This window comes from Paenirhodobacter huangdaonensis, from assembly GCF_004022465.1.
Classification (GTDB): Bacteria; Pseudomonadota; Alphaproteobacteria; order Rhodobacterales; family Rhodobacteraceae; genus Rhodobacter; species Rhodobacter huangdaonensis.
On record NZ_SAVA01000008.1, the window covers coordinates 60,099 to 73,072 of the forward strand.

Below are 12,974 nucleotides of genomic sequence, written 5' to 3' on the forward strand. Positions count from 1 at the left end.
CCCCCGGCCCCCGGGCCCCCCGGCTCAGGCGGTCACTGGCGCGTGCGTCTGCGGGCCAAGCGGGACGTCGATGTGGAAGGTGGTGCCGATGCCGAGGCGGCTTTCATAGGAAATCGCGCCGTCCATCCGCTCGATCAGAATCTTGGCGATATGCATCCCGAGCCCCGAGCCCCCGGAGACTTTCAAGGAACCGCTCTCGACCTGGTTGAACCGTCCGAAAACCTGATCTTCCTTGTTGTCCGGAATTCCGATCCCGCTGTCCTGCACGGAAATCCGCAGGCGCGAACCGATCAGCCGGGTCGAGCACGCGACCTGCCCTCCCTCGGGGGAGAATTTGACGGCATTGGAGATCACGTTGCCGACGACCTGTTTCAGCCGGTCGGGGTCGGCGCGCAGCTGCCGGTGCACTTGCGCCGAGGTGATGGTCAGCCGGACGCCGGTTTCCGCGGCATAGGCCTCGTATTCCTCCATGACGTCGCGCAGGAATGCGTCGGCGTCCAGATCCTGCAGCCTCAGGGTGATCGTGCTGAGGTCGAGCTTCTGCAGATCAAGGACATCATCCACCAGTTTCAGCAGCCGCAGGCTGTTCCTCTGGGCGATGGTCAGCAAGGTCATCAGCGCCGGGCTGACCTCTCCCGCCGCGCCATGGAGTGCCAGATCCAGCCCGCCTTTCACCGAGGTCAGGGGGGTCCGCAATTCATGGCTGATCATGGCGAGGAACTGCGACTTGGCGTGATTGGCGGCTTCCGCACGGGCCAGCGCCTCGCGCAGCGCCTCTGCCGACTGTTCCCGTTCGGTGATGTCCACCAGCGAGACGGACCAGCCGAGCAGCGGCCGCTTGGTCTGGATCGGGCTTTCAATCGGCAGAAGGCGCGGGTCGAAGGCGCGTCCCCGCAGCCGGATCGGTTCCGCACTCCCGAGCTCGCCGGTGCGGATGAAGGATCTCAGGACCGGGCCGATTTTCTCCAGCTGATCGAGGGCTTCGCCCCGCCGCGGCATCTTCTTGCCGAACAGCGCCTTGGCGGCGGGGTTCGCGCCGGCGAACCGCCCCTCGGCGTCGAGGATGATCACCGGGTCCTGCGTGGCGTAGAACAGCAGGTTCCGGCCCTGCGCGGCAGTGTCCATCATCGTGTTGTTCAGCAGCAGCCAGCTCAGGGCAATGAGGGCGACCGCGAACAGGAACGGCGTCGGGTCGTATCCGAACAGGGTGACGCCCCAGACGACATAGGCGAGATTGCCGGCCAGCGGCACGGCGGTGATGCCGATCAGGACCCCGAGGAAGGGGCGGATGATCTTCTTTGCCCTGAGGAAGGCATAGGCGAGCACGCCGAGGGCGCTGCTCACGAAGATGTAGAGGCCGGCGGCGACGGCGAAGAAGAGCGGGCCGTGGTCGAAGAAGACGAACCGATGCGCGCCTTGCGTCACAAGCCGGGTTCCGGTGCCGTACAGCAGGTGCGTCTGGCTGTTGGTCAGGGCGATGATGCTGACGAGGGATGGCAGGCCGAGATAAAGCAGAAGCCGGACCGGCTGCCGGCCCGGGCGGGTGTTCATCGTGTAGTCGAAGACGAAGAACGCCCAGGCGATCGGCAGCAGGGTGATCCCGGGCCAGGCGGCCAGCGACCAGCCGACCTTGCAGGTCTCGCCTGGCGAGGCCAGGTCGAAGGCGACGGTGAACAGCCACCACAGCATCGCCAGAAATGTCAGGATGAAGGCGGGTTTGCCGGCGAAACGGTTGTTCCTGACGACCCAGACCAGGATGAGGGCGCAGGCCGCCCACAGCGCCGCGGCAAACGCAGACGCGAAGGTGAATTCCAGATTCGTCAGGCAGCTCATGGTCTACTTCGACAACCTAGGTTTGCACGTTGGGCAGTGTGGAGGCGAGATCATGTCGAGATTTCTTCGGCTTGGCACCAGAGACCTCGCGCGTCGGGCGCAAGATGCGGGGCCTGATGCCGTTGGGTCAGCGGCGCCGACGGTACAGCGCGAAGGTTTTGAAAACAAGGCAGAAAGGCCAGTTCATGCAGGCCTTCTCGCTGGCCGGAGACGCGGCCGCGGCCGATTCTCGGATATGGTCCGGAGCGCCTTTCCGGTTCGGATGCGCGGGCCCGGGCGGCTTTGGCCGGGCGCGGCCACTCGACGAAAGGTTGTGTGTCGCGGCGGTGGCCGCGCGCGGGTGCGCCGCGGCGAGCCGCTGCCGGGACTGCAGGACGTCGGCGGGCTGGCCTTCGACAAGACCGGCCCCCTGACCGAGGGGCGGCCGCAGCGCACCGCTCTGGTGTCGGCCCCCGGCTTCGGGCGGGTGCCGGTTCTGGCACCGATTGCGGCGACGCTGCGCCCTCTCGCCGAGGCCTGCTGCGGCGACGACCGGCCCGATTGCCCGATCCCCGAGGGTCCCGGCCGCTCGGCGGGACGGCAGGGCGCGAAAGCTGCCGGCCCGATCTGGCGCGCAGGGCGGGCTCTTCGCAGGACGGGGCAGGGTGATGCAGCCGCGCCGCAGTGCCTGGAAATCGCTTTCCCTAACGGCAATCTCTCGCCAGGGGCGGCTTTCGGGGATAAGCTTCACGCAGTTTTGTGAGCAGGGCGCGCGTTTTGTGCCGGACGGATTGTCTTTGCGAACAGGAGCCCGCATGAAATCCCTTGAACGAACGATTCCCCGCTTGGCCGCCCTTGCCGGGGCCCTCCCGATGGCGGCGGTCGTTGCGGCTGGTTTGCTGGCCACGGCGACCGGCGCGTCAGCGACGACCGTGACCGACACCTTCGGCGTCACCATCACCATTGAGAGTGACTGCCAGATCACCGCGACCAATACCCTCGATTTCGGCACCACGGGCGTGCTGACGGCGGCGGTCGACACCACCAGCACGCTTGATGTCGTCTGCACGCCGAGCACCGCCTACGACATCGGTCTGAACGCGGGCGGTGGCAGCGGGGCGACGACGGCAACGCGCAAGATGACCGGCGGCGCCGCGACCATTGACTATCAGATGTTCTCGGACGCGGCGCGGGCCACGAACTGGGGCGACACCGTGGCCACCGATACGGTGAGCAGCACCGGCACCGGATCGACGCAGAGCTTCACCATCTATGGCCGGGTTCCGGCGCAGACCACGCCCGCCACGGGGACCTATACGGACACCGTGACGGTTACGGTAACCTTCTGAGACAACGGCCCGGAGGAGACATGGGGGGGCTGTCGTTTCTGTGCCGCGTGGTCTGCGCGGCCGTTTTTGCATCGCTGCTGCCGCTTGCCGCGGCGGCGGAGGGATTGCGGGTGGCGCCCGTGCTGCTCGAGGTGGTGGCCCCTGCGGCGGCGGGCAAGCTGATGCTGCGCAACGAGGCGCGTGCGGTGATGACCGTTCAGGCCCGCGTCTATCGCTGGGTGCAGCGCAACGGCACCGAGAGTCTCGAGCCGACGCGCGATGTGGTGGTCAGCCCGCCGATGACCCGCATCGCCCCGGGCGCGAGCCAGACGCTGCGGGTGGTGCGCACGGCGAAGGGACGCATTCGCGGCGAGGAGGCCTATCGCGTCATCGTCGACGAGGTGCCGGACCGGCGCATGACGCGCAGCGGGCGGGTGAATTTCGCCACCGAGCTGCGGCTGCCGGTGTTCTTCGTCGGCGCCGGTGCGACGGCGCCACAGCTGCGCTGGTCGATCCGCGGCAGCGGTGCGGGCGCCGTTCTGGTCGCGCGCAACACGGGCGATCTGCATCTGCGCATCGCCGATGTGACGCTTGGCGGTGCGGTGCGGCGGCCGGGGTTGCTCGGCTACGTGCTGGGCGGTTCGGTGATGCAATGGCCGATCGGCTCGGGCCGGCTGGGCAGCGGCGCGATGCGGCTCAGGGCGCAGACCAACTTCGGAACGCTCGATGTGCCGCTCGGGCGGGAGTGAGCGGCAGCGCCCTCGGGTGTTGCCCGTGCATCTGCTCCTGTCCCTGGCTGCCCTGACCCTTGCTGCCCCGGCGCGCGCCGAGGAGGCGGCCTGCGCCGATGCCTCCGCCCGCGCGCTGTTTCTCGAGGTTTTCGTCAACGGCGCGCCGATGAACCTGATCTCGGAGTTCCGCGAGGGCGCCGACGGCACGCTGTGCGCCGAGGCCGGAGAGCTGCGTGACAGCGGCATCCTGCCCGATCCGGTGGCGCGCAGCGGCCTCGTGCCGCTCGATGCGCTGCCCGGGCTCGACTGGACGCTCGACGAGGCGGCGCAGACGATCCGTTTCGAGGCCGCGCCCGCCGCGCGCGCCGCACGCGCCCTCAGCGCCCGCGCGCCCGACCCGCTGGCTGCGGAGGAAGGGCCGGCCCCGGTCGATACCGGCACCGGGCTCGTGCTGAACTACCTGCTCGACGTCGAGACCTATGGCGGGGGCGGAGGCCGCGACAGCAGTCAGTCCGGCACCTTCGATGCCCGCCTCTTCTCGCCCTTCGGGGCGATCAGCCACGGTTTCGTGCTGACCGGCGACGCCGGCGCGGGAACCGCCTATCGCCGGCTCGAGACCTTCTGGCGCTCGGCCTTTCCGGGCTGCGCCGCGCAGCTGCAATTCGGGGATGTCACCAGCCGCGGCCCGGGCTGGTCGCGCCCGGTGCGCCTTGGCGGGGTGATGATCGAGCGCAATTTCGCGCTGCGCCCCGACCTCGTGACGCTGCCCTTGCCCTCCTATTCCGGCAGCGCCGAGGTGCCCTCGACGGTCGAGGTCTATTCCGGCTCGATCCGCACCTATGCCGCCGACGTGCCGGCGGGGCCGTTCTCGATTTCCGATCTGCCGCTGCCGACGGGCTCGGGGCTCGCGACCGTGGTGCTGCGCGACGTCACCGGCCACGAGGTGCAGGTGGCGCTGCCCTTCCTCGTCTCGGATGAGCTGCTGCGCCGCGGCACGCTCGATTACGCGCTGGCGCTCGGCCGGCCGCGGCTCGGGCTTGGCACCGGCGAGGACCGCTATGGCGCGGGGCAATATGGCGTCGCCTCGCTGCGCTACGGGCTGAGCGATGCGGTCACGCTGCAGTTTCACGGCGAGGCGGGCGAGGGGCTGCAGCTTGCGGGGCTCGGCGCCACCTTCCGCATCGGCACGCGCGGCACCGCGGGGCTGACCTTCGCCGACAGCCGCACCGCCACCGATCACGGCCGCCTTGCCGAGGTTTCGGGGCGGTTCCAGCTTGGCCGGGTGCAGCTTTCGGGCCGGTTCCAGCGCAGCTGGGGGCAGTTCGACGACATTGCCTCGGTCAGTGCCGAAACCGAGGCCGAAACGGTGGCCGGGAGCGTCAGCTCGGCGCCGCTGCGCCAGCTGGGACAGGTTGCGCTCTCGGTGCCGCTCACCATCGCCGGCGGGGCGAGCATGAGCCTTTTCGCCGCCGATCTCGGCCGCACCGACGGCAGCGCCGAGCGCAGCTTCGGGCTCAGCTACAGCCGGCCGATCCTTGCCGAGGGTTCGCTGAACCTTTCGGCCTATTCGGTGCAGGGCGGCGGCGCCGACACCGTGGTCGGGCTTGGCCTGTCGCTGCCCTTCGGGCGGCGCGGCAGCGCCGGGGCGAATACCGAAAGCCGCGGCGGCGCGCAGCGCAGCACCCTTTATGCCTCGGGCCGCAGCGGCGTGCGCGAAGAGGGCTGGGACTGGCGCGGACAGCTTGGTCACAGCGATGGCGGCGCGCTCGCCGATGCGCGGCTGGCGCGCACCGGCCGGCTCGGCCGCGCCGAGGTGGCGCTGCGTCGCTATGGCGAAAGCTCGGGCGCCGGGCTGCGGCTCGAGGGGGCGCTGGTCGTGGCGGGGGGCGGGCTGTTCCTGTCGCGCCGGATCGACGATGCCTTCGCCGTGGTCGATGCCGGCGCGCCGGGCGTCGCGGTCGAGGCGGAGAACCGCGCCGTCGGCCGCACCGGGCCGGGCGGGCGTCTGCTGGTGCCGGACCTGCGTTCCTACGAGAGCAACAGCCTTGCCATCGACACTGCGAGCCTGCCGCTCGACGCGGTGACAGGCGAGACCCGGCGCTCGGTCCGCCCGGCCTATCGCAACGGCGTCACCGTCGATTTCGGCGTCGAGACCGAGGCGCATGGGGCGCTTGTCGGTCTCGTCGATGGCACCGGCGCGGCGCTGCCGGTGGGAGGGGCGGCACAGGTCAATGGCCGTGGCGAGCCGATCCTCGTGGGCTATGACGGGCTCGTCTATGCGCTTGGCCTTGGCGCCGAGAACGAGATCGCGGTGAGCTATCCCGACGGGCAGAGCTGCCGCGCACAGTTCCCCTATGCCGATGCGCCCGGCACGATCCCCGAGATCCGCGGGGTGCTGTGCCAATGAGACGCGCGATCGCTGCGCTGCTGAGTGCCCTGCTGCTGTGGCTTGGCGCCACCGCCGCCGCACCGGCGCAGAGCTGCAGCTTTTCGGCGACCGATGTGGTGCTCGGCGCGGTCGACGTGCTCGGCGGTGGCGCCACCGACAGCAGCGGCATCATCCATGCCGATTGCTCCACCTTCCTCGGGCTGCTGTCCTCGATCACCCTCACGATCAGCGTTGGCGAGGGGCTGGGCGGCGCCAGCTCCGGTGCGCGGCAGATGGTCAGCGGCACCACCGCGACGGCGCTGAACTATCAGCTCTATCGCGACGCGGCGCGCAGCCAGGTGCTCGGCTCGAACTACTGGAGTTACGGCGGTGCGCCGATCACCCTCAGCGGCGCCTCGCTGCTCAGTCTGCTGACCTCGACCGGCCTCGACATCCCGATTTACGGCCGGGTGCCGGGCGGTCAGGCCGGGGTGGTGCCCGGCAGCTATGCCTCGGTCTTCAGTCGCGATCCGACCGATGTGCGGGTCGACTATCGCACCTGCAACCTGCTGCTTCTGTGTGTGAACCGCAGCGCGAGCTTCAGCTTCACCGTCTCGGCCACAGTGCCGCCCGACTGTCTGGTCACTGCAGGCGATCTCGACTTCGGCACGACCGGGGTGCTGAGTGCCGCGCGCGATGCGACAAGTGCGATCAGCGTCACCTGCACGCTCGGCTCGGCCTTCGATGTCGGGCTGAACTACGGCTTTTACGGCAGCGGCCCGGGCGACCGGCAGATGCGCAGCACCGCGGGCGATGCGGTGGGCTATCGCCTTTACCGGGATGCCGCGCGCAGCCTCGACTGGGGCACGCTTGCCGACGGGCTGGCGCAGGCCGGTGCGGGGCAGGGCACGGCACAGGCCTTCACCGTCTACGGCCGGGTTCCGGCGCAGGCGACACCGCCGCCTGGCACCTATTCCGACACGGTGGTGGTGACCGTGACTTACTGAGCGCGCGGGCGCAGGCTCAGCCGCCCGCTTGCCAGCAGCACGCCGAAGATCGCTACCGCGACGCCCGCGACCTGTGTCAGATGCGGCATCCGGCCGAAGGCCGCGGCGATCAGCAGCGCCGAGACCGGCACCAGGTTGAACAGTACCGAGGTCGCCGCCGGCCCGCGCACTGCGATCCCGACCTGCCAGAACAGATAGGCCAGCACCGAGCCGATCAGGGCCATCCACAGCGTCGCCCCCCAGGCGGTGGCCGAGGCGGTCGCGGCGATCGCCAGCGGGTCTTCCAGCGTGAAGGCGGCGATCAGCAGCGCCGCGGCCCCGGCAAGCATCGTCCAGGCCGAGGTCTCGAGCGGGCTTGCCGCGCGCACCCAGCGGCGGCAGCCGATGGTGTAAAACGCCCAGGCAAGGCTGCCGGCGAAGATCAGCAGATCCCCGGACGCGAACCGCGCGCCGCTGAAGGCGCCCACGGTCAGCGCCACGCCGACGAGGCTGATTGCCATGCCGAAGAGCGCGCGCCGGCTCGGCCAGCGGCCGCCGATCAGCGCCTCGAGCAGGTTCGTGGTCAGCGGGCTTGTCCCCATGATCAGCGCCGCGGTGACCGGGCTCGAGCTTTGCATGCCAAGGAAAAGCGCGGCGTTGAAGCCCGCGACCCCGACCACGCCCAGCACGAGGAAGGCCAGCGCATTGCGCCGCAACGCCTGCAGCCCGGGCCCTTCGGCGAGGCGCAGCCACAGCAGGATGCCGAGCGCGGCAAAGACGAAGCGCCCGGCGGCGGCGGTCCAGGGCGGCAGCTCGTGCAGCACGATCCGCGTCGCTTCGAAATTCGAGCCCCAGAACACGGCGGCCAGCGCGCTCAGCGCGAAGGCGGAGCCCTCGGCGCGGCGGATCTCGGGGGGAGGGCTCTCGGCCAGGTCGGTGACGGACATCTCGGATCTCCTTCGGATGGGAATGCCCCTGTCTGCCATTCCGTTCTGAAACTGGATATGGCAGGATTTCCAAATCTGTTTTTCAAATTCGGAAAGATCATGGACCGGCTGAACTGGGACGACATCCGGATTTTCCTTGCGCTGGCGCGGGAGGGCACGCTGTCCGGCGCGGCGCGGCAGCTTGGCATCGGGGTGGCGACGATCTCGCGCCGGGTCGAGCGGATCGAGCAGGCCGTGGGCCTGCCGCTGTTCCTGCGCCACCAGCAGGGCTATGACCTGACCGATCAGGGCGCGGCGCTGCTGCCCAGGGCCGAAGCGGTAGAGCTTGCCGCCCAGCAGATGCGGCGCGAGGCCGAGGCGCAGGTCGCGATCCGCGGCCTTGTGCGGCTGGCCAGCATCGAGAGCCTGATCTCGCCCTTCGTGGTGCCGGCACTCGCCCCGCTGCTCGCCGCCAACCCGGGGCTCGATGTCGAGATCAGCTTCTCGCCGATGACGGTGAACCTGCACCGCCACGACGCCGACCTTGCGCTGCGCATGGTCGAGCCGGAGAGCGGCAATCTGACGGTGCGGCGCCTTGCGGTGATGGGCTTCGGGCTTTACGGCCCGGCGAACGGGGCGCGGCCCGTGCGGCAGGTGAGCTGGCCCGATCTTGCCAGTCTTGGCACGCCGCTTTCCTGGTCGCGCGCCTTCGGGGCGGGGGAGGGCGGCCGTTTTGCCGTCAACACGCTCGAGGCGCAGGTGACGGCGGTGGCGGCGGGGCTCGGGGTCGGCGTGCTGCCGCATTTCCTCGCCCGCCGCGCCGGGCTCAGGCTGCTTGCCGAGACGCTGCCACAGGGCGGACGGATGGAGCGTCCGGTGCTGCTTGCGATTCACGCCGATCTCGCTGCCTCGCGCCGGGTGCGGGCGGTGGCCGATGCGATCGCTGCCGCGATCACCGCGCAGCGGCGCATGTTGGAGCAGGCCTGACGGGGGCGACAACTCGGCAAGACGGCCCTATGCTGGGCCGCCGGCCAGACGGAGAGCCCGATGTACGTTCCCCCGCAGTTTCAGGAGCTTGACCCCGAGCGCATCCGCGCCATGATCGAGGCGGCGCCGCTTGCCTGTATCGTGGCGCAGACCGAGGACGGGCTGATCGCGAACCACATCCCCGTGCTGATGGCGCCCGACGGCGCGCTGATCGGCCATGTCGCCGCTGCGAACGAGATGCACCGGCTGATCCCCGACGGCGGCGATGTCCTGGCGACCTTTCGCGGCGTGGACGCCTATGTCTCGCCCGGCTTCTACCCCTCGAAGCCCGAGCATCACCGGCATGTGCCGACCTGGAACTACGAGGTGGTCCATGTCCACGGCACGATCCGCTTCCAGCGCGACGAGCACGCCAAGCGTGCCGCGGTCGCGCTGCTGACGCGCCACCACGAGCGGCGCCTGAACGGCGCGGAGGCCTGGCGCATGGCCGATGCCCCGGCCGATTACATGGCGCAGATGCTGGCGGGCATCATCGCCTTCCGCATCGCGGTGACGCGGACGGTGGCAAAGGCGAAGCTGAGCCAGAACCGCGCGGCGCGCGATTACCTCGGCACGATCGACGGCCTGCGCCGCAGCGGCCACGCCGCCATGGCCGATGCGATGGCGGCCCGCCTGCCCCCGGGCGCGTGAGCCGGCAGGCTTTGGCGCGCGCCTGCGCCGGGGCGGCCGCTTTCGGGCTTGCGGGGGGCGCAGGGAAGGGCCGGCCCGCGTTGCAACGCCACACTTCGGCCGCGCACGATTTCGACTTGCCGACGGTGCGGTGTGCCGCTAAACGGGTCGGCGGAGACGTGGCCGAGTGGTCGAAGGCACACCCCTGCTAAGGGTGCAGGCCCGGAAGGGTCTCGAGGGTTCGAATCCCTTCGTCTCCGCCACTTACCCTGAAATCATTGAGCGATCTTAGCTTTTCGCGATCCGGCGGCTGTCGCGTTCCCTGTCCTGGAGCGGTCTGGGCCGGGTTGATGTGCAGCCGCAAAGCACCGCAAGAGATCATGGACGCGAGGCGGTAACGCGCCGCCGCACGAATACGAGGGCGGCGCGGCTTCGTGGATGTGCCCCGCTCCGACAGCATCGGTATGCCGCGCCGGCAGGCAGTTCACGTCCGCGCGCGCGCCGGCCGCCAGTCCGGCGGCGCCTCGAAAGGGGGCGGCCCGCTCAGGCCCTCTTCTCGGGCGGCAAACGGGCGGGGCGCGGTGTCCGCTCCCCGCGATCTTTGGGCCCGGTTCAGGCAGCCTTGCCGGCCGCCATCGCGCGATAGACCGCGCCCTCGAAATCGAGATAGCCGGTGAAGGAGATGGGGTCGCCGAAGGGCAGGATCTGCGTCGCCCAATAGCCGCCGACGCCGGTCTGCCGGTCGATCCAGAAGAAGCTGTTGGCCAGCCCCGCCCAGCCGATCGACCCGGCGGGCCGGCCCGTCGGCGCCTCTTCCTCGTTGGTCATGAAGGTGTAGGACCAGCCCTTCTTCAGCCCCGGGAAGAATTCGGCATCATTCGAGAGCTCGGGGATCACGCCGGGCAGCATCCCCACCTTCTGATGCGCCTGCAGCCCGTTCCGCACCGCCCAGCCGACGGTTTCCGGGCGCAGCACGCGGCCGTTCGGGCCGTCGCCGTCGTTCAGCCACATCCGGATGAACTTCATGTACTCCGGGATCGTCGCATAAAGCCCGTGGCCACCCATCTCGACCTCGGGATCGTCGGGCAGGAAGAACTCGTCCATCGGCGTCAGCGCGCCGTCGGCGCCGCGGGCATGGATGATCGCGGTGCGGGTCTTCATCGCCGGGGTGCGGGTGAAGGCGATCTCCTCCATCCCGAGCCGGTCGAAGATGCGCTCGCGCATCACCGCGCCAAGGCTTTTGCCGCGGATCCCCTCGACCACCTGCCCCGCCCAGTCGATGTTGGTGCCGTATTCCCACCGCGTGCCGGGATCGAACAGCAGCGGCGTCTCGATGCAGGCGCGCGAGGCGGTGACCACCGAGGGCTGGCCCTGCTCCTCGGCGAGCCGCCGATAGGTCGCGTTGAAGAAGTCATAGCCGAAGCCGCCGGTGTGCAGCAGCAGCTGGCGCGTGGTGACGTCGGTCTTCGGCGCGCGCAGCCGCGGCGTGCCGTCGGCGTCGAAGCCCTCGATCACCTGCAGCCGGCCAAGCGCCGGGGCATAGGTCCTGGCCGGCGCGTCCAGGTCGAGAAGCCCGTCCTCGACACATTGCAGCGCCGCGGTGCCGGCGATCGCCTTGGTGGTCGAGAAGATGGCGAAGACCGTGTCCTCGTCCATCGGCGTGCCACCGAGCCGGCGCTCCCCCGCCGCCCCGGAATAGAGGGTGCCGTCGCGGTCGGTGACCATCGCCACCACGCCCGGCACCCGGGCCGGGCCCGCGGTCACGCCGTGCAGCACCGCATCGCAGGCGGTCTTCAGATCCTTCATGTCGTCCTCCCTGAGCTTTCGTGGCCCGCAGCCTGCCATGGTGCGGGGGCGCGGTCTGTCCGGTTTGGGCGGGCGCTGTCCGGTTTCGGAAGGCAAATGCCGCCGGTCAAAGCCGCCGGCGCGCCCGGGTCTGCGACGGCAGCTCGCCGAAGCGGCGGCGATACTGCCCGGCCAGCGCGCCGAAATTGACGAAGCCCCAGCCGCTCGCGATCTCGCCGATCGAGCGCTCGGGCGGCGCCGAGGCCAGCTCGGCATGCAGTCCCTCGAGCCGGCGCGCGGCCAGAAATTCGCGCGGCGAGATCCCGCGAAAGCGGCGGAACCCTTCCGAAAGCGTGCGCGCCGAGACCCCGAGCCGCGCCGCCACGGTGCCGATCGTCAGCGGGTCGCGGGCCTCGGCGGTCAGCATTTCCTCGGCGCGGCGCACGTAGAAAGGGGCGGCGGCGCGGGCGCCATCCTCAAGCCGCAGGCCGGTTTGCCCCGCCCATTCGCGCAGCAGCTCGAGGCAGAGCATCTCCTCGAGGTGGCGCCCGATCACCTCGGTGCCGGGCAGCGTGCCGCCAAGCGTGCGCGCGGCGTAATCGAGCAGCCGCAGCCAGGCCGAGTCCCGCCCGCCGATCTTCACCCGGCGCGTCCAGAGCGCGTCGTCGGGCACGAAGCCGAACCAGCGCGCGGCGGTCTCCTCCATCAGCCGGTGCGGCAGCGTCAGGTTCAGCTGCATGTGGTCGTCATCGCCATCGAGCCAGTAGTCGGTGCGCGCGCAATCGACGACGAAGCTTTCGCCCGGGCCGGTGGTGGCGGGTGTGGCCCCGCTCTGGTGGCGCAGCGCACCGCGCAGCGTGGTCAGCACGAGGATATTGCCGGCCTCGGGGGCGAACCGGTCGAGATGGATGCCGGTGCCATAGGAAAACCGGGTCAGCAGCACGCGGCCGGCCGGCGCCGAGATCATCGTCGCATCGGGCCGCGCGCGCCGGTCGAGCGGCCGCACCCGATAGGGCATGTAGGCCGTCTTGCAAAACGCCTGCACCTCCTCCCAGTCGGTTGACCGCGTCCGCCGGTCATGGCGGATCGCTGCGCCGGACGCATCGACGAGCAAGGCCTCCTCCAACATGACGCCCTCCCCGCGCTCTGCTGTGAGCGCCATGCTAGCACGGCGGGGCGGTGGCGTGGGCAAACTCCGCAGGCGGGGATCTGCGACCTTGGTCGTAGGCCGTGCGGGTTTGCGCACCGCCCGTTCGCGCGGCGCCATGCCCATTCCGGCGCCACTCCGCGCCGGCGGCCGTCGCAGGGGAAATCCGCCCCTCCTGGCGCGCCGTGCAAAATCAGTGGCTTACGGGGCGGGGCGTCGTGCTTTGGTTTCTCCT

At 70.2% G+C, this 12,974-nt stretch carries 10 protein-coding genes and 1 tRNA gene; 7 read left to right on the forward strand and 4 right to left on the reverse strand.

Annotated elements, in window-relative coordinates; genetic code table 11:
- Nucleotides 1-24: 24 nt before the first annotated feature.
- Nucleotides 25-1,833, reverse strand: coding sequence for a histidine kinase N-terminal 7TM domain-containing protein (locus EOW66_RS13835; protein WP_128156909.1), 1,809 nt, complete (start codon nucleotides 1,831-1,833; stop codon nucleotides 25-27).
- Nucleotides 1,834-2,627: 794 nt separating this feature from the next.
- On the opposite strand from EOW66_RS13835, the gene EOW66_RS13840 reads away from it, so the two are divergent.
- The 4 genes from EOW66_RS13840 to EOW66_RS13855 are packed head-to-tail and all read left to right on the forward strand — an operon-like array spanning nucleotide 2,628 to nucleotide 7,246.
- Nucleotides 2,628-3,161 carry a Csu type fimbrial protein gene (locus tag EOW66_RS13840; protein WP_128156910.1) on the forward strand — a complete coding sequence of 178 codons (534 nt, stop codon included), beginning with the start codon at nucleotides 2,628-2,630 and terminating at the stop codon, nucleotides 3,159-3,161.
- 20 nt (nucleotides 3,162-3,181) lie between these two features.
- Nucleotides 3,182-3,889 carry a fimbrial biogenesis chaperone gene (locus EOW66_RS13845; protein WP_128156911.1) on the forward strand — a complete coding sequence of 236 codons (708 nt, stop codon included), beginning with the start codon at nucleotides 3,182-3,184 and terminating at the stop codon, nucleotides 3,887-3,889.
- Between the two features lie 25 nt (nucleotides 3,890-3,914).
- Complete coding sequence (locus tag EOW66_RS13850; protein ID WP_164881134.1) at nucleotides 3,915-6,278, forward strand: fimbria/pilus outer membrane usher protein; 2,364 nt, start codon at nucleotides 3,915-3,917, stop codon at nucleotides 6,276-6,278.
- The gene (locus EOW66_RS13855; protein WP_128156913.1) at nucleotides 6,275-7,246 is read left to right on the forward strand and encodes a Csu type fimbrial protein; all 972 of its coding nucleotides are present in this window, start codon (nucleotides 6,275-6,277) and stop codon (nucleotides 7,244-7,246) included. Before EOW66_RS13850 ends, EOW66_RS13855 begins: the two co-directional genes overlap by 4 nt.
- Here the strand turns inward: EOW66_RS13855 and EOW66_RS13860 are convergent.
- On the reverse strand, nucleotides 7,240-8,172 hold the full coding sequence (locus tag EOW66_RS13860; RefSeq protein ID WP_128156914.1) for a DMT family transporter: 933 nt from the start codon (nucleotides 8,170-8,172) through the stop codon (nucleotides 7,240-7,242). The two genes, EOW66_RS13855 and EOW66_RS13860, sit on opposite strands and share 7 nt — an antisense overlap.
- 99 nt (nucleotides 8,173-8,271) lie before the next feature.
- On the opposite strand from EOW66_RS13860, the gene EOW66_RS13865 reads away from it, so the two are divergent.
- The 3 genes from EOW66_RS13865 (at nucleotide 8,272) to EOW66_RS13875 (ending at nucleotide 10,070) form a co-directional block, all read left to right on the forward strand.
- Entirely contained in the window at nucleotides 8,272-9,138 is an 867-nt protein-coding gene (locus tag EOW66_RS13865; protein ID WP_128156915.1) for a LysR family transcriptional regulator, read from the forward strand.
- A gap of 60 nt (nucleotides 9,139-9,198) precedes the next feature.
- Nucleotides 9,199-9,828, forward strand: a complete 630-nt coding sequence (locus EOW66_RS13870; RefSeq protein WP_128156916.1) for an FMN-binding negative transcriptional regulator — start codon at nucleotides 9,199-9,201, stop codon at nucleotides 9,826-9,828.
- A 152-nt stretch (nucleotides 9,829-9,980) separates the two neighbouring features.
- Nucleotides 9,981-10,070: transfer RNA gene (locus tag EOW66_RS13875), tRNA-Ser, on the forward strand.
- A gap of 349 nt (nucleotides 10,071-10,419) precedes the next feature.
- Here EOW66_RS13875 and EOW66_RS13880 read toward each other — a convergent pair.
- Entirely contained in the window at nucleotides 10,420-11,613 is a 1,194-nt protein-coding gene (locus tag EOW66_RS13880) for a serine hydrolase domain-containing protein (RefSeq protein ID WP_128156917.1), read from the reverse strand.
- 106 nt (nucleotides 11,614-11,719) lie between these two features.
- Entirely contained in the window at nucleotides 11,720-12,721 is a 1,002-nt protein-coding gene (locus EOW66_RS13885) for an AraC family transcriptional regulator (protein ID WP_128156918.1), read from the reverse strand.
- Between the last annotated feature and the right edge of the window lie 253 nt (nucleotides 12,722-12,974).

Coding starts and splice junctions, on each gene's coding strand:
- EOW66_RS13840 (WP_128156910.1), top strand. CDS start 2,628: ATGAAATCCCTTGAACGAACGATTCCCCGCTTGGCCGCCCTTGCCGGG.
- EOW66_RS13870 (WP_128156916.1), top strand. CDS start 9,199: ATGTACGTTCCCCCGCAGTTTCAGGAGCTTGACCCCGAGCGCATCCGC.
- EOW66_RS13835 (WP_128156909.1), bottom strand. CDS start 1,833: ATGAGCTGCCTGACGAATCTGGAATTCACCTTCGCGTCTGCGTTTGCC.
- EOW66_RS13845 (WP_128156911.1), top strand. CDS start 3,182: ATGGGGGGGCTGTCGTTTCTGTGCCGCGTGGTCTGCGCGGCCGTTTTT.
- EOW66_RS13855 (WP_128156913.1), top strand. CDS start 6,275: ATGAGACGCGCGATCGCTGCGCTGCTGAGTGCCCTGCTGCTGTGGCTT.
- EOW66_RS13885 (WP_128156918.1), bottom strand. CDS start 12,721: ATGTTGGAGGAGGCCTTGCTCGTCGATGCGTCCGGCGCAGCGATCCGC.
- EOW66_RS13865 (WP_128156915.1), top strand. CDS start 8,272: ATGGACCGGCTGAACTGGGACGACATCCGGATTTTCCTTGCGCTGGCG.
- EOW66_RS13880 (WP_128156917.1), bottom strand. CDS start 11,613: ATGAAGGATCTGAAGACCGCCTGCGATGCGGTGCTGCACGGCGTGACC.
- EOW66_RS13860 (WP_128156914.1), bottom strand. CDS start 8,172: ATGTCCGTCACCGACCTGGCCGAGAGCCCTCCCCCCGAGATCCGCCGC.